Annotated in this window: 21 protein-coding genes; 16 read left to right on the top strand and 5 right to left on the bottom strand. The window is 62.6% G+C overall.

Translation table 11 applies throughout. The features are described 5' to 3' along the window. Positions 1–32: 32 nt before the first annotated feature. Entirely contained in the window at positions 33–488 is a 456-nt protein-coding gene (locus IF690_RS26255; protein ID WP_053281082.1) for a MaoC family dehydratase, read from the bottom strand. Between the two features lie 181 nt (positions 489–669). On the opposite strand from IF690_RS26255, the gene IF690_RS26250 reads away from it, so the two are divergent. From IF690_RS26250 to IF690_RS26240, 3 genes are read left to right on the top strand one after another with little or no spacing between them, the layout of a single operon-like run. Next, positions 670–1,032: a CidA/LrgA family protein gene (locus IF690_RS26250; protein WP_009045794.1), complete on the top strand. Its 363-nt coding sequence runs from the start codon at positions 670–672 to the stop codon at positions 1,030–1,032. After that, positions 1,029–1,745, top strand: a complete 717-nt coding sequence (locus IF690_RS26245; protein ID WP_202698037.1) for an LrgB family protein — start codon at positions 1,029–1,031, stop codon at positions 1,743–1,745. Before IF690_RS26250 ends, IF690_RS26245 begins: the two co-directional genes overlap by 4 nt. Positions 1,746–1,755: 10 nt before the next feature. Then, a complete protein-coding gene (locus IF690_RS26240) occupies positions 1,756–2,346 on the top strand; it encodes an LON peptidase substrate-binding domain-containing protein (RefSeq protein WP_202698036.1) in 591 nt (196 codons plus the stop codon). 19 nt (positions 2,347–2,365) lie between these two features. Here IF690_RS26240 and IF690_RS26235 read toward each other — a convergent pair whose 3' ends face one another. After that, positions 2,366–3,682 (bottom strand): bifunctional DedA family/phosphatase PAP2 family protein, encoded by a 1,317-nt coding sequence (locus tag IF690_RS26235; RefSeq protein ID WP_202698035.1) that lies wholly within the window; start codon positions 3,680–3,682, stop codon positions 2,366–2,368. Positions 3,683–3,777: 95 nt separating this feature from the next. Beyond that, on the bottom strand, positions 3,778–4,464 hold the full coding sequence (locus IF690_RS26230; RefSeq protein ID WP_081359655.1) for a DNA-3-methyladenine glycosylase: 687 nt from the start codon (positions 4,462–4,464) through the stop codon (positions 3,778–3,780). A 176-nt stretch (positions 4,465–4,640) separates the two neighbouring features. Between IF690_RS26230 and IF690_RS26225 the strand changes: the two genes are divergently transcribed. The 13 genes from IF690_RS26225 (at position 4,641) to IF690_RS26165 (ending at position 17,069) form a co-directional block, all read left to right on the top strand. After that, a complete protein-coding gene (locus IF690_RS26225; RefSeq protein ID WP_009051041.1) occupies positions 4,641–5,906 on the top strand; it encodes a glutamate-5-semialdehyde dehydrogenase in 1,266 nt (421 codons plus the stop codon). After that, positions 5,906–6,550 (top strand): nicotinate-nucleotide adenylyltransferase, encoded by a 645-nt coding sequence (nadD, locus tag IF690_RS26220; protein WP_009051040.1) that lies wholly within the window; start codon positions 5,906–5,908, stop codon positions 6,548–6,550. The genes IF690_RS26225 and nadD overlap by 1 nt, the downstream gene beginning before the upstream one ends. Before the next feature lie 60 nt (positions 6,551–6,610). Next, positions 6,611–7,033, top strand: coding sequence for a ribosome silencing factor (gene rsfS, locus IF690_RS26215; RefSeq protein WP_009051039.1), 423 nt, complete (start codon positions 6,611–6,613; stop codon positions 7,031–7,033). Positions 7,034–7,042: 9 nt separating this feature from the next. Next, positions 7,043–7,510, top strand: coding sequence for a 23S rRNA (pseudouridine(1915)-N(3))-methyltransferase RlmH (rlmH, locus tag IF690_RS26210; protein ID WP_150742311.1), 468 nt, complete (start codon positions 7,043–7,045; stop codon positions 7,508–7,510). A gap of 12 nt (positions 7,511–7,522) precedes the next feature. Next, positions 7,523–9,418 carry a penicillin-binding protein 2 gene (gene mrdA / locus IF690_RS26205; RefSeq protein ID WP_202698034.1) on the top strand — a complete coding sequence of 632 codons (1,896 nt, stop codon included), beginning with the start codon at positions 7,523–7,525 and terminating at the stop codon, positions 9,416–9,418. 31 nt (positions 9,419–9,449) lie between these two features. Continuing rightward, complete coding sequence (rodA, locus tag IF690_RS26200; protein ID WP_041987538.1) at positions 9,450–10,553, top strand: rod shape-determining protein RodA; 1,104 nt, start codon at positions 9,450–9,452, stop codon at positions 10,551–10,553. 17 nt (positions 10,554–10,570) lie between these two features. Beyond that, on the top strand, positions 10,571–11,584 hold the full coding sequence (mltB, locus tag IF690_RS26195) for a lytic murein transglycosylase B (protein WP_009045789.1): 1,014 nt from the start codon (positions 10,571–10,573) through the stop codon (positions 11,582–11,584). Continuing rightward, entirely contained in the window at positions 11,584–12,585 is a 1,002-nt protein-coding gene (locus IF690_RS26190) for a septal ring lytic transglycosylase RlpA family protein (protein ID WP_202698033.1), read from the top strand. Before mltB ends, IF690_RS26190 begins: the two co-directional genes overlap by 1 nt. 184 nt (positions 12,586–12,769) lie before the next feature. Then, on the top strand, positions 12,770–13,927 hold the full coding sequence (locus IF690_RS26185; protein ID WP_202698032.1) for a D-alanyl-D-alanine carboxypeptidase family protein: 1,158 nt from the start codon (positions 12,770–12,772) through the stop codon (positions 13,925–13,927). Positions 13,928–14,007: 80 nt separating this feature from the next. Continuing rightward, entirely contained in the window at positions 14,008–14,283 is a 276-nt protein-coding gene (locus IF690_RS26180; protein WP_008152827.1) for a DUF493 domain-containing protein, read from the top strand. Then, on the top strand, positions 14,283–14,930 hold the full coding sequence (lipB, locus tag IF690_RS26175; RefSeq protein WP_202698031.1) for a lipoyl(octanoyl) transferase LipB: 648 nt from the start codon (positions 14,283–14,285) through the stop codon (positions 14,928–14,930). Before IF690_RS26180 ends, lipB begins: the two co-directional genes overlap by 1 nt. Position 14,931: 1 nt before the next feature. Then, entirely contained in the window at positions 14,932–15,954 is a 1,023-nt protein-coding gene (lipA, locus tag IF690_RS26170) for a lipoyl synthase (RefSeq protein ID WP_007927101.1), read from the top strand. Between the two features lie 167 nt (positions 15,955–16,121). Continuing rightward, the gene (locus tag IF690_RS26165) at positions 16,122–17,069 is read left to right on the top strand and encodes a S66 peptidase family protein (protein WP_202698030.1); all 948 of its coding nucleotides are present in this window, start codon (positions 16,122–16,124) and stop codon (positions 17,067–17,069) included. A gap of 76 nt (positions 17,070–17,145) precedes the next feature. On the opposite strand, the gene IF690_RS26160 is transcribed toward IF690_RS26165, so the two are convergent. Both IF690_RS26160 and arfA read right to left on the bottom strand, forming a co-directional pair. Next, positions 17,146–18,468 carry a lytic murein transglycosylase gene (locus tag IF690_RS26160; protein ID WP_202698029.1) on the bottom strand — a complete coding sequence of 441 codons (1,323 nt, stop codon included), beginning with the start codon at positions 18,466–18,468 and terminating at the stop codon, positions 17,146–17,148. Positions 18,469–18,529: 61 nt separating this feature from the next. Continuing rightward, positions 18,530–18,691, bottom strand: a complete 162-nt coding sequence (arfA, locus tag IF690_RS26155) for an alternative ribosome rescue factor ArfA (RefSeq protein ID WP_007927093.1) — start codon at positions 18,689–18,691, stop codon at positions 18,530–18,532. Positions 18,692–18,749: the final 58 nt, after the last annotated feature.

The following is an 18,749-nucleotide window of genomic DNA, read 5'->3' as shown; positions in this document are numbered from 1 at the left end:
AACAGCGTGAGCTGTTTCGCATCAGGAAGGTTTCAGACAAAGCAGAGGGACAATGGCTCGGCGATGTAGGCTGGTTTTTCCTGGCCTTCGATTTCAAGTGTGGCGGTGGCCTTGAGCAGCCATTGGCCGGGTTTCTTCTCGGTGACATCCACCAGGTCGACCTTGAGGCGGACCCTGGAATCGACCTTGACCGGCTGGATGAAGCGCACGCTGTCCAGGCCGTAGTTGACCGCCATCTTCAGACCCTCGGGCAGGATCAGGATGTCTTCCATCAGTTTCGGGATCAGCGACAGCGACAGGAAACCGTGGGCAATGGTGCCGCCGAATGGCGTCTGGGCGGCTTTTACCGGGTCTACGTGGATGAACTGGAAGTCACCCGTGGCTTCGGCGAACAGGTTGATACGCTGCTGATCGATGGTGAGCCATTCGGAACGTCCTAGTTCCTTTCCGACATAATCTTTGAGCTCTGCAACAGGAACGTACGGCATTGAGACTCTCCTTGGGTTCATCGGTTTTATCGTTCTAAAAGGGGCGGGGGCGTACCCCCTGACAACCCACTGTAGATCATCATGGGGGGTTGTTCCGGTCAACCTTCCATGCTTTTGGCGAATGCCGGTCCATAGCGTTCGCGTGCTTATAATGCCCGGCGTTTTTTCGGGGAGATGAGAGATGTTGTTACGCGGTCTGACATGGCTGGTGCTGTTTCAATTGCTCGGCACGGCGATCAATCATCTGTTCCTGCCGATCCTGCCGGGGCCGATTGTCGGTCTGCTGTTGCTGCTGATCTTCCTGGTGGCGCGCGGCGAGGTGGGCGAGCCGCTGAACCTGGCCGCCTCCAGTCTCCTGCGTTACCTGCCCCTGTTGCTGGTGCCGCCCGCGGTGGGGGTGATGGTGTACGCGGCGGATATCGCCGCGGATTTCTGGGCGATAGTCGGCGCCCTGGTGTTGTCGCTGGTGATCTCCATGGCCTTCGTCGGCGTGCTGATGCAGCGGCTGGTCAAGCGTCACGGACATCGGGAGGGTGGCCAATGATGTTCGACTGGCAGGGCGCCTGGGCGTCGCTGATCCACCATCCCTTGTTCGGCATCGGCATTACCCTGGGCGCTTATCAACTGGTGCTCGCGGCCTTCGAGAAAACCCGCTGGATCTTTCTGCAGCCGGTGCTGGTCTCCATGTTGCTGGTGATCGGCGTGCTGCTGGGCTGTGGCCTGAGCTACGCCGAGTACCGCAAGAGCACGGAGATCCTCAGCATTCTCCTGGGCCCGGCCACGGTGGCGCTGGCGGTACCGCTGTACCTCAACCTGCGGCGGATTCGGCAGTTGTTCTGGCCGATATTTACTACGCTGGTGATTGGAGGGGTGGTCGCCACCGGCCTGGGCGTACTGCTGGGGTGGTGGTTCGGTGCCGAGAACATGATCCTGATGACCATGGCGCCGAAATCGGTGACCTCGCCAATCGCCATGCTGGTGGCCGAACAGATTGGCGGTGTCGCAGCACTGGCTGCGGTATTCGTATTGATCACTGGGGTGATCGGGGCGATTTTCGGTCCGGCCATTCTCAACCGCTTGCAGGTGCATAGCCCGGAAGCCCGAGGTATGGCACTGGGCATGACGGCTCACGCGGTGGGCACTTCGGTGGCCTTGCAGGAAGGTGACGAGTGCGGTGCTTTCGCGGCGCTGGCGATGAGTCTGATGGGTGTGGCCACGGCGGTCTTCCTGCCGTTGGCGGTGTCATTGGTGGTTTAAGGAAACCTGTATGAGCCTGGCGCTTTTCCCGCTGAACACAGTGCTGTTCCCCGACTGCATTCTCGATTTGCAGATTTTCGAGGCGCGCTACCTGGACATGATCGGTCGCTGCATGAAACAGGGCTGTGGCTTCGGCGTGGTGTGCATCCTTGAAGGCGAAGAGGTGGGCATCGCCCCGGAAGGTTTTGCGCGGGTGGGCTGCGAAGCGCTGATCACCGACTTCCATCAGCAGGACAACGGCCTGCTGGGGATTCGGGTCAAGGGCGGGCGGCGTTTTCGGGTGCTGAGCAGTGAAGTGCAGCGCGATCAGTTGCGGGTGGCTGAAGTCGAGTGGCTGTGCGAGGCGCCGGAGCGGCCGCTGCAGGAGGAAGACGGGGACCTGATCGCCTTGCTCAAGGCGCTGGCCGAACACCCGATGGTCGAAGCCCTGAGCATGGGCACCGAAGCCAGCGGCCAGCAGTCGCTGGCCAACCAACTGGCCTACCTGTTGCCGTTCTCCGAGCTGGACAAGATCGACCTGCTGCAACTGGACGACCCGCAACAACGCCTGGATGCGATCCAGGCCTTGCTGGACGAATTGCAGGGTGAGCTGTTCGCTTGATCCTCGTGGCTACAAGACCTCAGTACGCATAACGCAGCATCGCGTGCGGTAGATGCCTGACTGCTTCGAAACCGAACAACGCTACCAGCGCCGGCAATACCAGCCACCAGATCTTGGCCGGCATGGGTTCCAGCGGGGTCTGGCGCTGGGCGACCCACAGGCTGGCGGCGCACACGCAGGCGGCAAGCATGGCGCCGGCGAGGATGTCGGAGGGCCAATGCGCGCCCAGGTAAATCCGTGACAAGGCAATCGCCGCCGCCGGCAGACAGCCCAGCAGCAGCCAGGTCAGGCGCATGCGCGGCGGCTGGCCGCGACCGGCGAGCACCGCCAGGGTCAGGAACAGGGCGAACGAACCGGAGCTGTGGCCGCTGGGCATGCTGTAGCTGGTCAGTGGGTCGGTCAGGACTTCCGGGCGCACGCGGGCGAAGAACAGCTTGGTGCCGGTGTTGGCCAGCGCGGTGCACAGCAGTGTGGCGCCCGCAAAAATCGCCTGCCGCCATTGCCGGGCAACCAGCAACAGCAGGGTGACCAGGGCGCTGGCGAACAGCATGGTGCGGAATTCGCCGAACTGGGTGAGCACCACCATCACCTCGTCCATTGCCGGGCTGCGGTGCTCCTGGACCAACGTCATCAGGCCCTGGTCGAAATGGTTCAGGTAGGGGTAACCGATGAACAGCCCCACCAGGATCGCCAGGCTGAGGCCAGCCACCAGCGGGCTGGCCTTGCGATGGCGGCGCACGGTGCTGTTGATGCTCAGGCCCAGCAGCACGGCGATACTGGCGGCAACTATTCCCGCCTGCGGCCAGAAACCTTCAGGCAAGGGCAGGCGGATCGCCGCGCCCGTGGCCCAGCCCGGCAGCAGGTAGGCGACGGTCCAGCCGGCCGCGGCCAGCAGGCTGACGGCGAAAAAGCGCGGGAACGACATGTCGAACATGCCGGCGACCATCGGCAGCATGGGCCGCAAGGGGCCGATAAAGCGCCCGACCAACAGACTGGCGATACCGTAACGCTGGAAATAGGCTTCGGCGCCGTTGATCCATTCCGGATGATGGCGCAGGCCCGGCAGGCGGCGGATGTTCTGGTGAAAACGGCGGCCCAGCAGGTAGGACACCACATCCCCGAGCAAGCCGCCGAAGAACCCCAGCGCCAGGGTTTCACCCAGGGACAGGGCGCCGCTGCCGGCCATTACGGCAATGGCGAACAGCAGCACGGTGCCAGGTACGATCAGGCCGGCAATCGCCAGGCATTCGACGCAGGCGACGATGAACACGGCTGCCGCCAGCCATTGGGGGTTCATCGTCAGCCAGCCGGTTATTCCATCGAGCCATTGGCCCATAGGGTTTCAACTCCGGTTATTCGGTGGTTCAACTGTAGGGGCGGGGTGGCTCGCGGTAAAACTATCCGCGGGCACGCCGGCTCCTGCGAAAGGGATCAATCGAGCAGCAAATAGTCGCGACCTTCGACCTGCCCGCGGCGTAGCGGGTTCCGGGTGCAGTAGGGGGCGTAGGCGGCATCGACAAAGCGGTACATCAGATGTTCGTCGCGACCGTGGGGGATGCCCAGGCGGGTGGTCTGGATGATGCTGGCGACGGGCGTGCCGACGTCCTCGACGAACAGCACTTCATGGTCGAAGCGTTTGGCATCCCACACCGGGACTTTCAGGCCCAGGGCCTTGCACAACAGGGTCTGGCCGGCGCAGAGCTTCTGCGAGGGGCGCGGCCGGCCGCTGGCGTCGGGATTGTTCAGGAGCATCTGCGCCAGGCTGGCCGGACCTGAGACTTCGTCGACCCAGGGGTAGGCCGACTTGATCAGCACCGCGTTGCCTGGCCCCTGGGCGCTGAAGTTCAGCGAATCGCCACCGCGGGCGTAGTACATATAGATGTGACCTCCGTCCAGAAACAAAGCCTTACGCTTTTCTGTGTAGCCGAGGGAGGCATGGCTGCCTTTTTCCTCGCAGTAATAGGCTTCTGTTTCGATAATGCGCGCCGACAACCACAGGTCGCCGACCCGATGGCGGATGATTTTGCCGAGCAGTTCACGGGCCAGGACCTGGGCGTCTCGATCGAAAAAGCTGTCGGGCAGGGCCTTGGGCAGCGTCGGAGTGGACAGAATGGACATGGTAGCCAGGAGCGATGACGGGAATTGGGTCGGAATGATATCAATTCCAGGCTTAATTCAGGCTGAACGAGAGGTATTTGCCGTCCATTTCGACCATCCGCCCGTGACCGCTGTCCGTGGGCCGGCGCGACAGCTATAATCAGCCGCTTTCCTCTTTGCCAAGACCACAGCAGACCATGACTGAGTCCGTTCTTGACTACATGACCCGTTTGGGTCGCGCTGCCCGCGAAGCCTCGCGGGTAATCGCCCGTGCCACCACTGCGCAGAAAAACCGCGCATTGCTGGCGGCTGCCGATGCATTGGACGCTGCTCGCCCCGAGCTGAGCGCGGCCAATGAGCAAGACCTGGCCAACGGCCGGGCCAATGGTCTGGAACCGGCATTGCTCGATCGTCTGGCGCTGACCCCGGTGCGTATCGACGAAATGATCGAAGGCCTGCGTCAGGTGGCCAAGCTGCCTGACCCCATCGGTGAAATCCGCGATATGCGCTACCTGCCTTCGGGCATCCAGGTCGGCAAGATGCGCGTGCCCCTGGGCGTGATCGGCATTATCTACGAGTCGCGCCCCAACGTGACCATCGACGCCGCCAGCCTGTGCCTGAAGTCCGGCAACGCCACCATCCTGCGGGGCGGCTCCGAGGCGATCAATTCCAACCGCGCCATTGCCACCTGCATCCAGCAAGGGCTGGCGGTGGCCGGCCTGCCGGCGCAGGTGGTGCAGGTGGTGGAAACCACCGATCGCGCGGCCGTTGGCGCGCTGATCACCATGCCCGAGTTCGTCGATGTGATCGTGCCGCGTGGCGGCAAGAGCCTGATCGAGCGGGTCAGCCGCGACGCCAAGGTGCCGGTGATCAAGCACCTGGACGGCGTCTGCCATGTGTTCATCGACGTGGCGGCCGACCTGGACAAGGCGATTCGCATCGCCGACAACGCCAAGACCCAGCGCTATGCGCCCTGCAACACCATGGAGACCCTGCTGGTCCACGCCGGTATTGCCGAGCGCGTATTGCCGCCGCTGGCGGCGATCTATCGCGACAAGAAGGTCGAGCTGCGCGGTTGTCCGCGTACCCGTGCCTTGCTGGGCGACGATGTGATCGAGGCCACCGAAGAAGATTGGCGCACCGAATACACCGCGCCGATCCTGTCGATCCTGGTGGTCGATAGCCTGGACGCGGCCATCGAGCACATCAACACCTACGGTTCGCAGCACACCGACGCCATCGTCACCGAGAACTTCACCGACGCCCGGCGCTTCCTCAACGAGGTGGACTCCAGCTCGGTGATGGTCAATGCCTCGACCCGGTTTGCCGACGGTTTCGAATATGGCCTGGGCGCGGAGATCGGTATTTCCACCGATAAGCTGCACGCCCGCGGCCCGGTCGGCCTGGAAGGGCTGACCAGCGAGAAATATGTCGTCTTCGGCGACGGCCATGTGCGCACTTGATGAGCAAACGTATCGGTCTGCTGGGCGGTACCTTCGACCCCGTGCACATCGGCCACCTGCGCAGCGCGCTGGAGGTGGCCGACTCGCTGGGGCTCGATGAGCTGCGGCTGACGCCCAGCGCGCGACCGCCGCATCGCGATACGCCGCAGGTGTCGGCCCTGGACCGTCTGGCGATGGTCGAGTGCGCGGTGGCGGGCGTTTCACCCCTGGTGGTGGACGACCGTGAGCTGAAACGGGACAAGCCGTCCTACACCATAGACACCCTGGAACAGATGCGGGCCGAGATGGCCGCGGATGACCAGTTGTTCCTGTTGCTGGGCTGGGACGCTTTTTGCGGCCTGCCTACCTGGCATCGCTGGGAAGAGTTGCTCCAGCATTGCCACATCCTGGTGCTGCAACGCCCGGATGCCGACAGCGAGCCGCCGGATGCGTTGCGCAACCTGCTGGCGGCGCGCTCGGTGAGCGATCCCCTGGCCCTGCAAGGGCCTGGAGGACACATTGCATTCGTCTGGCAGACACCGCTCGCGGTGTCCGCCACCCAGATCCGTCAACTGCTGGCCAGCGGTAAGTCGGTACGTTTCCTGGTGCCTGATGCGGTCCTGGCCTATATCGATGCCCACGGTCTTTACCGTGGGCCGAACTGAAGGCGCGCTGCCGGCCGATGCCGTGCAACGCGCCAAACATACGAGCTGAACGAGTTTTATATGACTAACCAAGTAATGAAAGGCGAAGATCTGGTCAAGGTGGCAGTCGCCGCGCTGGAAGACGTCAAGGCCCAGGACGTCCTGGTGATCGATGTTCGCGACAAGCAGAGCATCACCGACTACATGATCATCGCCACCGGTACTTCCAATCGCCAGATCGGCGCGATGCTGGAAAAGGTCCGCGAGATGGTCAAGGCCCAGGGCGTCAAGCCGCTGGGTGAAGAAGGCAAGGGCGACAGCGACTGGGTGCTGCTGGACCTGGACGACGTGATCGTGCACATGATGACCGCCTCCGCACGCCAGTTCTACGACCTGGAACGCCTGTGGCAGGGCGCCGAGCAGAGCCGTGCGGCCGATGGCAAGCACCACAGCCCGGAACACACCCATGAGCACTTCACCAAGCTCAACAAAGACCAGCAATAAGGGACGGCTGTGCGCCTGCGTCTGATCGCTGTCGGTTCACGCATGCCCAAGTGGGTGGAAGAGGGTTGGCACGAGTATGCCAAGCGTCTGCCATCCGAACTGGCGCTGGAACTGGTGGAAATACCGCTCAATACCCGTGGCAAGAACGCCGATGTGGCCCGTTTCATCCGTCAGGAAGGCGAAGCCATGCTGGCCAAGATCGGCCATAACGAGCGGATTGTCACCCTCGAGGTCCACGGCAAGCCCTGGAGCACCGAGCAACTGGCGGTGGAACTGGATCGCTGGCGCCTCGACTCGCGCACCGTGAACTTCATGGTCGGCGGCCCCGAGGGGCTGGCGCCGGAAGTCTGCGCGCGGGCGGATCAGCGCTGGTCGCTGTCGCCGCTGACCTTGCCGCACCCGCTGGTACGGATCCTGATCGGTGAACAGCTGTATCGCGCCTGGACAGTCCTGTCCGGGCACCCTTATCACAAATAGCCCGCGCGCCTAATGTCCCAGCCGATCCGTATCAAGGACCACGAAAAAGACGCCCGTCTGGTGCGTGGCCGGGTCGTGTTCGGGGCTATTGCCGTGGTCTGCCTGATCGGGGTGCTGATCGCGCGCCTGTATTACCTGCAGGTGATCCAGTACGACTATCACTCGACCCTGTCGGAAAACAACCGGGTCCACGTCCAGCCGATTCCGCCGACCCGCGGCCTGATCTTCGACCGTAATGGCGTGGTGGTGGCCGATAACCGGCCCAGCTTCAGCCTGAGCATGACTCGCGAGCGTTCCGGCGACTGGCGCCAGGTGCTCGACGTCATTGTTGAAGTGCTGGAGCTGACGCCGGAAGACCGGGTGCTGTTCGAGAAACGCATGAAACAGGGGCGCCGGCCGTTCGAGCCGGTGCCGATCCTGTTCGAGCTCAACGAAGAGCAGATCGCCCGGATCGCGGTCAACCAGTTCCGCCTGCCCGGGGTGGAAGTGGTGGCGCAGTTGGTCCGCCATTACCCCCAGGGCGCGCACTTCGCGCACTCGGTGGGCTACATGGGGCGAATCAACGAGAAAGAGCTGAAGACCCTGGATCCGGTGAACTACAGCGGCACCCACCACATCGGCAAGACCGGCATCGAGCGCTTCTACGAGCCCGAACTGCACGGCCAGGTGGGGTACGAAGAGGTCGAGACCAACGCTCGCGGTCGCGTGTTGCGGGTGCTCAAGCGGACCGATCCGATTCCCGGCAAGGACATTGTCCTGAGCCTGGACATCAAGCTGCAGGAAGCCGCCGAGGCCGCCTTGGGCGGCCGGCGTGGCGCGGTGGTAGCGCTGGACCCGAACACCGGGGAAGTGCTGGCCATGGTCAGCCAGCCGAGCTTCGACCCGAACCTGTTCGTGACCGGCATCAGCTTCAAGGCCTATGCCGAACTGCGCGACTCCATCGACCGTCCGCTGTTCAACCGGGTACTGCGCGGCCTGTATCCACCGGGCTCGACCATCAAGCCGGCGGTGGCCATCGCCGGTCTCGATTCCGGAGTGGTGACGGCCTCCACGCGGGTCTATGACCCGGGCTACTACCAACTGCCCAACTACGACCACAAGTACCGTAACTGGAACCGCAGCGGTGACGGTTACGTCGACCTCGACACCGCGATCATGCGATCCAACGACACCTACTTCTATGACCTGGCCCACAAGTTGGGGATCGATCGGTTGTCGGCCTACATGAACAAGTTCGGGATCGGCCAGAAGGTCTCGCTGGACATGTTCGAGGAATCGCCGGGCCTGATGCCGTCGCGGGAGTGGAAGCGTGCCACCCGTCGCCAGGCCTGGTTCCCGGGCGAGACGCTGATTCTCGGGATCGGCCAGGGTTACATGCAGTCCACCCCGTTGCAGCTGGCCCAGGCCACGGCGCTGGTGGCGAACAAGGGCAAGTGGAACCGTCCGCACCTGGCCAAGACCATCGAAGGCGAAAAGCCGGTGGATGAGAACCCGATGCCGGACATCATCCTGCGCGATCCGTCGGACTGGACGAAGGTCAACCACGGCATGCAGCAGGTGATGCACGGTGCCCGGGGTACGGCGCGCAAGGCGGCCATCGGCTCGCAATACCGGATCGCCGGCAAGAGTGGTACGGCCCAGGTGGTCGCGATCAAGCAGGGTGAGAAGTACGACCGCTCCAAGGTTCAGGAGCGTCATCGCGACCATGCCCTGTTCGTCGGCTTCGCGCCGGCGGAAAACCCGAAAATCGTGGTCTCGGTCATGGTCGAGAACGGCGAGTCCGGCTCCGGCGTGGCGGCCCCGGTGGTGCGCCAGGTGATGGACGCCTGGCTCCTCGGCCCGGATGGCCTGCTCAAGCCTGAGTTTGCCGGCCCTATCAGTGCGGAGGCTACGGCCCGTGAAGAGTAATTTCGATCGCATCCTGTCCAGCGAGGATGTGATGCGTCGCCGTGCGACGCTGTTGCAGCGCATGCACATCGACGGTCCATTGCTGATCCTGTTGCTGACCCTGGCGGCCGGCAGCCTGTTCGTCCTGTATTCGGCGAGCGGCAAGAGCTGGGACCTGCTGGGCAAGCAGGCGACATCGTTCGGCATCGGCCTGGTGTCGATGATCATCATTGCCCAGCTCGAGCCCCGGTTCATGGCCCGCTGGGTGCCCCTGGCCTATGTGTTCGGCGTGGTGCTGCTGGTGGTGGTGGATGTCATGGGGCACAACGCCATGGGCGCCACCCGCTGGATCAATATCCCCGGGGTGATTCGCTTCCAGCCCTCGGAGTTCATGAAGATCATCATGCCGGCGACCATCGCCTGGTACCTGGCCAAGCGCAGCCTGCCGCCACAGCTCAAGCATGTGGGCATCAGCCTGATCCTGATCGGTATCCCGTTCATTCTGATCGTGCGCCAGCCGGACCTTGGTACCTCGCTGCTGATCCTTGCCGGTGGCGCCTTCGTGCTGTTCATGGGCGGCCTGCGCTGGCGCTGGATCCTCAGTGTGCTGGCCGCCGCGGTACCGGTGGCGATCGCCATGTGGTTCTTCATCATGCACGACTACCAGAAGCAGCGGATCCTGACCTTCCTCGACCCGGAAAGCGATCCGCTGGGCACCGGCTGGAACATCATTCAGTCCAAGGCGGCCATCGGTTCCGGCGGCGTCTTCGGCAAGGGCTGGTTGCTGGGCACCCAATCCCACCTGGACTTTTTGCCCGAGAGCCACACCGACTTTATTATCGCGGTCATGGGCGAGGAGTTCGGCCTGGTGGGCATTTGCGCCTTGCTGCTGATCTATCTGCTGCTGATCGGTCGTGGGCTGGTGATCACCGCCCAGGCGCAGACGCTGTTCGGCAAATTGCTCGCCGGCGCCCTGACCATGACGTTTTTTGTTTACGTTTTCGTCAACATCGGTATGGTCAGTGGCTTGTTGCCGGTCGTGGGGGTGCCGTTGCCGTTCATTAGCTACGGAGGAACTTCGCTGGTGACGCTGCTGTCAGCGTTTGGGGTTTTGATGTCGATCCATACCCATCGCAAGTGGATCGCGCAGGTTTGAATAAGGTGAAGAATTCAATGCAAGTAATGCGTGGCTGGACCGCTCGGTATGCGCCGTGGGTCGGTCTGGTAGGCATCCTTGGTGCGGCGCAGGAAGCGCTGGCCGGCGGCGAATACGAAGGTTCGCCCCAAGTGGCCGAGTTCGTGGGCGAAATGACTCGCGACTACGGCTTCGCGGGTGAACAGCTGATGGGTGTGTTTCGCGAGGCCGAGCGCAAGCAGTCGATCCTCGACGCCATTTCCCGGCCTGCCGAGCGGGTCAAGCAGTGGAAAGAATACCGGCCGATGTTCATCACCGACGCGCGTATCGCCCGCGGCGTGGACTTCTGGCGCCAGCACGAGGCGGTACTGGCCCGTGCCGAGCAGGAATACGGGGTGCCGGCCCAGGTGATCGTGTCGATCATCGGCGTTGAAACCTTCTTCGGGCGCAACACCGGTAATTATCGGGTGATCGATGCGTTGTCGACCCTGGGCTTCGATTACCCGCCACGTGCCGAGTTCTTCCGCAAGGAATTGCGCGAATTCCTGTTGCTGGCGCGCGAGGAACAGGTCGATCCACTGACCCTCAAAGGCTCCTACGCCGGTGCCATGGGCTTGCCGCAGTTCATGCCGAGCAGTTTTCGCGCCTATGCTGTGGACTTCGACGGTGATGGCCACATCAATATCTGGACCAATCCGGACGATGCCATCGGCAGCGTTGCCAGCTATTTCAAGCGTCATGGCTGGGAGGCCGGGCAGCCGGTGGTCAGCCGGGCCGAAGTGCGTGGCGATCAGGTCGACGAAGGTCTGACCACCGGTATCGAGCCGACGAAAACCGTCGGGGAGTTGCGGGCGCTGGGCTGGTCGAGTCATGATGCGCTGCGCGATGATATGCCGGTCACGGCTTTTCGCCTGGAAGGTGACAATGGCCCCGAATACTGGATGGGGCTGAAGAATTTTTACGCGATCACGCGTTATAACCGCAGCGTGATGTACGCCATGGCCGTACATCAGCTCTCTGAACAGCTGGTCCAAGCACGGGGCGTCAAGTAATGCTGGCATCGCCAATCCGCAAACCCCTGAAGCTGGTGGCTCTTGCCGCGTTGTCCTTGCTGGTGGTCAGTTGCTCGTCAACCCAGGCGCCGAAACAGAAAGGCCCGACGACAGCCGTACGTTCGAAACCGGGCCTGGACATCAATCGCGCCCACAAAGACGGCGCGCCCTGGTGGGACGTCGATGTATCGCGTATCCCCGACGCCACGCCGACCCTGCATACCGGCCCGTACAAGGCCAACCCTTATACGGTGCTGGGCAAGACCTACTTCCCGATGGCCGAATCCAAGCGTTATGTCGCTTCGGGCACGGCCTCTTGGTACGGCACCAAGTTTCACGGGCAGAACACCGCCAATGGCGAGGTGTATGACCTGTACGGCATGAGTGCCGCGCACAAGACCCTGCCCTTGCCGAGTTATGTGCGGGTGACCAACCTGGACAACCACAAGAGCGTGATCCTGCGGGTCAACGACCGTGGGCCGTTCTATTCGGACCGGATCATCGATTTGTCCTATGCCGCGGCCAAGAAGCTCGGTTACGCCGAGATCGGTACCGCCCGGGTCAAGGTCGAAGGCATCGACCCGCAGGAGTGGTGGGCCCAGCGCGGCCGGCCGGCACCCTTGATGCTCAATGAGCCGAAAGCCGCGCCAGTGATGACGGCGTCCACGGGGACGGTAGAGCAATGGACTCCACCTGCGCAGCAGCACGCCGCGGCCGTCGTGCCGGTGCAGCTGGATGCAAAAAAAAACGCTTCTGCGCAAGCCTCTGGCCAGTATCTGCAGGTGGGCGCCTTCGCCAACCCGGACGCTGCCGAGCTCCTGCGCTCGAAGCTGAGCGGGATGGTGAGCGCTCCGGTGTTCATCAGCTCGATCGTGCGCAATCAACAGACCCTGCACCGGGTTCGCCTGGGGCCGATCGGCTCGCCGGGTGAGATCCAGCAAGTGCAGAACAGTGTCCGGCTGGCCAATCTGGGGCAGCCGAGCCTGGTAACCGCCGAGTAATCGGATTCTGATTCATGGTTCACCCGCGGTATTTGGGGAGTGGACCCAGGTTGTTGGCTCGTCGTACAACAAAAGCCCGGCAAGGGTCGTGAGTGAACAACTGAACACGCGACAGCCCTTTAGAAGGCTGTCTGAATAGTTTTGTCCGCGAGGACAAGTTTCCATTAGCAATTTCGAGAGACGGATGAACATCACCACCTTTGCCAAACGCCTGTGTCTGCTTGTCCCGCTGATCATCACGCCTGCCGCCTGGGCGGTAGAAGTGATGCCGTCGCCACCGCAGCTGGCCGCCAAGTCCTATGTGCTCATGGAGGCCAGCAGCGGTAACGTGCTGGTGGAGAACAACGGTGACCAGCGTCTGCCGCCAGCCAGCCTGACCAAGCTGATGACTGCCTACATCGCGACCCTGGAAATCCGTCGCGGCCAGATCGGTGAGAACGATCCGGTGACCGTCAGCGAGAACGCCTGGCGTACCGGCGGTTCGCGGATGTTCATCAAGGTCGGCTCGCAGGTCACTGTCAGCGACCTGCTGCACGGCATCATCATTCAGTCGGGTAACGACGCCAGCGTCGCGGTTGCCGAGCACATCGCCGGCAGCGAAGACGCCTTTGCCGACATGATGAACAAGACCGCCGGCGACCTGGGCATGACCAATAGCCACTTCATGAACCCGACCGGCCTGCCGAACCCCGAGCACTACTCGTCGGCGCACGACATGGCCGTCCTGGCTCGCGCCATCATTCACGAAGACCCGGCTCACTACGCGATCTACTCGCAGAAAGAGTTCTTCTGGAACGGCATCAAGCAACCTAACCGCAACCTGTTGCTGTGGCGTGACAAGACCGTCGATGGCCTGAAAACCGGTCACACCGACGAAGCCGGCTACTGCATGGTGTCCTCGGCCGTGCGTGACGGCATGCGCCTGATCGCCGTGGTGTTCGGTACCAACAGTGAGCAGGCTCGCGCGGCCGAAACCCAGAAGCTGCTGACCTATGGTTTCCGCTTCTTTGAAACCCAGACCTTCTACCAGAAGGGCACCGAGCTGGCTCAGGCGCCTGTCTGGAAAGGCACCACCTCCCAGGTCAAGGCCGGTCTGGCCCAGGACCTGACCATGACCATGCCAAAAGGCCAGCTGAAGAAGCTCGCGGCCAGCATGACCATGAATCCGCAATTGATCGCGCCTATCGCCAAGGGCGACGTGATCGGTAAAGTCGAAGTGAAACTGGACGACAAGGTGGTGCACAGCGCTGACCTGATCGCTCTGGACGCGGTCGACGAAGGTGGTATCTTCCGCCGCATGTGGGATAGCATCCGCCTATTCTTCTACGGCTTGTTCAACTGATATTGTCGACCCGCGTGGCCCTCCCTCTGAAATAGAGCGAGGGCCACGTCCGTCGCCACGGCTTACGAGGCCGTTACGCCATGACAGACACCGAAGTAAAGGCGCCAAAGATCGAATTCCCCTGTGCGGATTACCCGATTAAGGTGATCGGCGACACCGGCGTGGGTTTCAAGGACAAGATCATCGCGATCCTTGAGAAACACGCGACCGTTGACCACAAGACCCTGGCCGAGCGCCAGAGTACCAACGGCAAGTACACGACCATCCAGCTGCACATCATCGCCACCGGTCAAGAACAGCTGTACGACATCAACAGCGAGTTGCGGGCCACCGGCTTCGTGCACATGGTGCTGTGATGCCACAAACGCTGGGCTTTCGCGAGCTCGGCCAGATGGCCTACGAGCCGGTCTGGCAGGCCATGCAACGCTTCACCAACGAACGCGGCACCGACGCTCCCGATGAAGTCTGGCTGGTGCAGCATCCGCCGGTCTTTACCCAGGGCCAGGCGGGCAAGGCCGAACACCTGTTGCTTCCCGGGGATATCCCGGTAGTGCAGGTCGACCGGGGGGGCCAGGTGACCTATCACGGTCCTGGCCAACTGGTGGCCTATCTGCTGCTGGACGTGCGCCGCCTGGGTTTTGGCGTGCGCGACCTGGTCAGCCGGATGGAGCAGTGCCTGATCGAGCTGCTGGCCAGCTACGGCGTGGCTGCGGCGGCCAAGCCGGATGCCCCCGGCGTTTACGTCGATGGCGCGAAAATCGCCTCCCTGGGCCTGCGGATCCGCCATGGTTGTTCCTTTCACGGCCTGGCCTTGAACGTGGACATGGATCTGCAGCCGTTTCGACGGATTAACCCCTGTGGCTATGCCGGGCTGGCAATGACCCAGCTGCGCGACCACACAGGACCGATTGAATTTGCCGAGGTAAGTGCCCGGCTGCGTGCGCAGCTCGTCAAACACCTCGACTATGCTGAGCAGACGACCCTAACGGGCGGAATCGACTGATATGACTACTGCGCAAGACGCTGTGCAAACCCTGATCCCGACGCTGGATGTTTCCGAGCGCCCGGCCCGTGCGAAAGTTGAAACCGGCGTTAAATTGCGCGGTGCCGAGAAAGTCGCACGTATCCCGGTGAAGATCATCCCGACCACCGAACTGCCGAAGAAACCGGACTGGATTCGCGTGCGTATTCCGGTTTCCCCGGAAGTCGACCGGATCAAGCAACTGCTGCGCAAGCACAAACTGCACAGCGTCTGCGAAGAAGCATCCTGCCCGAACCTGGGCGAATGTTTCTCCGGCGGTACCGCGACCTTCATGATCATGGGTGATATCTGCACCCGTCGCTGCCCGTTCTGCGACGTCGGTCACGGCCGTCCGAAACCTCTGGATGTCGATGAGCCGATGAACCTGGCGGTAGCGATCGCCGACCTGCGCCTGAAGTACGTGGTGATCACTTCGGTCGACCGCGACGACCTGCGCGATGGCGGTGCCCAGCACTTTGCCGACTGCATCCGCGAAATCCGCAAGCTGTCGCCGAACGTGCAGCTGGAAACCCTGGTCCCGGACTACCGTGGTCGCATGGACGTGGCGCTGGAAATCACCGCCGCCGAGCCACCGGATGTGTTCAACCACAACCTGGAAACCGTACCGCGCCTGTACAAGGCCGCACGCCCGGGTTCGGACTACCAGTGGTCGCTGACCCTGTTGCAGAAGTTCAAGCAACTGGTGCCGCACGTACCGACCAAGTCCGGCCTGATGCTGGGGCTGGGAGAGACCGACGACGAAGTCATCGAGGTCATGAAGCGCATGCGGGAGCACGACATCGACATGCTGACCCTCGGCCAGTACCTGCAGCCTTCCCGCAGCCACTTGCCGGTGCAGCGTTTCGTGCACCCGGACACCTTCGCCTGGTTCGCCGAGGAAGGTTACAAGATGGGCTTCAAGAACGTCGCCTCGGGCCCGCTGGTACGCTCTTCGTACCACGCCGACGAGCAGGCGAAGCTGGCCAAAGAAGGCCTGGTCTCCTGATGTAATGCGCCCGCAAGGTCTTTCCTTGCGGGCGTCATCTTCCGTTACGCCCGCATCTCCCTCCCTTCATAGACTTTTCCTGCAAGCGCCGTGGCGTTTCGGCACTTCTGTTTGCCTGCTTTCATGTCTACTGTGCACTAGAGAATCCACACAGGGAGAACCATTGGATGACCCTCCAACCGACTGACGTCCTTTGTGCGCAACGCCCGGTGCCGGCGCTGCCTTCGCAAGGGTTGATCGGCTTGATTGCACCTGCCGGGCCCGCTGCCCTGGATACTGAGCAAGCCGCCCGCTGGATGCGCGCTCGAGGTTATTCGCTGCGGATCTACCCCGGGGTCCAGCAGAAGGACGGCTATCTGGCCGGTAGCGATGAGGTCCGCCTGAACGACCTGCACGCCGCTTTCTCCGATGACGATGTCGATACCATCTTGTGCCTGCGGGGTGGCTACGGCAGCCCACGCTTGCTCGACCGGATCGATTACGAGCTGCTACGCCAGCATGCCAAGCCGTTTGTCGGCTACAGCGACATCACCGCGCTGCATCTGGCCATCAATCGTCATGCGGGTTTCGTGACCTTTCATGGGCCGATGCTCAATGCCGACCTGTTGGGCGACAAGCAGCCGCCGACCGAGTCTTCGCTGTTCAGCCTGCTCCGGGGGCAGTTGAAGGCTGGCAGCCTGCTGGCGCATCCGGCGGCTTATCCCTTGACCACCGTCGAGCCTGGCATTGCCTGCGGCCAACTGCTGGGGGGCAATCTGTCGTTGGTCGCCGCGACCATGGGCACGCCGTACGAGATCAATGGCGACGGCATCATTCTGTTTATCGAAGACATCAACGAGCCGCTGTACCGGATCGATCGTCTGCTGACGCACCTGCGTCTGGCTGGCAAGCTCGACAGGCTTCGCGGTGTGCTGGTGGGGGATGTGGCGGGCGTGGAGCCCCTGGCGCTTGCCGGGCTGCTCAAGCAGACCTTCGAACCCCTGTGCATTCCTGTGCTGGCTGGCTGGCGCAGTGGCCACTGCGATCCGAACCTGACCCTGCCATTGGGGGCGATGGTCAGGCTGGATGCGGGGGAGAAGCAATTGATCCTGGAACAGGATGTGGTATTCGGCTGATCAGCCCGTGCTCGCTCCCCTAGTGGGAGCGAGCTTGCTCACGATGCGCCCCTATGATTCGGCGTGTAGGCCCGGCTCAACGCGAGCGCAGGCTCTCCAGCAGCTTGTGGGTCGGATAGCCGTCGGCAGGCCAGCCCAGCGATTGCTGCGCGCTGCGAATCGCCTTGCGGGTGTTGGCGCCGATAATGCCGTCCGGATTGCCGGCATCGTAATTGTTGGCGCTGAGCAGGTTCTGCAACTCGATGCGTTCGGAGCGGCTGAGGGGCATGTCGTCCTTCGGCCAGACGCCGTTGATCAAGCCTGAACCGTTGAAGCGTTGCGACAACAGGTTCACCGCCAGGGCATAGGACGAAGAGTTGTTGTACTTCAGAACGGCGCGGAAGTTGTCGAGGATCAGGAACGCCGGACCGCGATAACCCGCCGGCAGCAGCAAGGCCGCCGAAAGCTGCTCGGAGCCTGGCGGAACGCTGGCGCCGTTGGGCCGCTTCATGCCCAGGCGCATCCACTCGGCCACCGGTTTACGGATCGCACCGTCCGCCAACGCATAGTCGAAGCCGTTCGCCAGCTCCACTTCGAAACCCCATGGCTGGCCTTTCTGCCAGCCGGAGCTTTGCAGATAGTGCGCGGTCGAGGCCAGGGCGTCGGCCGGGCTGTTCCAGATATCTCGACGGCCATCGCCGTCGAAGTCCACGGCGTGGGTGTTGTAGGTGGTTGGGATGAATTGGGTCTGCCCCATCGCACCGGCCCAGGAGCCGAGCATCTTCTCGGGTTGAATATCGCCGTGCTGGAGGATCTGCAGGGCGGCCAGCAGCTGGCTGTTGGCGAAGGCCGGGCGACGGCCTTCGTAGGCCAGGGTCGCGAGGGAGCGGATGACCGATTTGTTGCCCTGGAACTCACCGAAATTGCTTTCCATGCCCCAGACCGCCACCAGGGCCTGGCGATCGACGCCATAACGCTGTTCGATCTGCTGCAGGATGTCGGCGTACTGATTGATCAGCGCCTGGCCCTTGCGCACGCGCAGCGGCGACAGAGCGCCGTCGAGGTACTCCCATACCGGCCGGGTGAATTCCGGCTGGCTGCGGTCGGCCTTGATCACGCCCATGTCCGGGGTGATGCCGGCGAATGCCCGGTCGAAAATATCGGCGCGGATCCCGGCGTTCAGGGCTTCGATACGGAAACCTGCCTGCCATTGGGCAAAGGTCTGGGTCGGCTGGATGTCCAGGTTGTCGACGGCCAGCGGAGCGACGGTTGCAGGCGCGGCGAGAGGGGCGGCTTGAATGCTGGGCAGTGGCTGGGCATCGGCGGCGGTGGGTTTTTCCGCGCAGGCGACGAGCAGGGCAAGGCTGGAGGCAGCGATCAGTTGGCGTAGGTGCCAACGACGGGAAAGACAGAAGGGCATGCACAGGTCCAGAGAATACGAATCAGATACAGACCTTATCACGCCGGCGGGGTTCTCTGCTTTATGCAGCCAGAAAGTAAGAAGCCTCCCAGCTTTTAGACTGGAAGGCTTCGCGGCGGTAGCTGCCTTTGCCCTTGGCGGGTCGTTCCTGACGGCTGCGGAACAGGGGCTGGGCAATGATGGATTTGGCCTTGTTGGGGCCATGCTTGGATGGCTTGCTCATTTTGGGTTCTCGCTTGAGGTGGGTTTGCGCAGCAGATGATCGGCCAGCTTTACCCCGC

The sequence above is a fragment of the Pseudomonas sp. SK3(2021) genome (assembly GCF_016772375.1).
Classification (GTDB): Bacteria; Pseudomonadota; Gammaproteobacteria; order Pseudomonadales; family Pseudomonadaceae; genus Aquipseudomonas; species Aquipseudomonas chlororaphis_I.
This window is presented reverse-complemented; position numbering and strand designations above follow the sequence as displayed.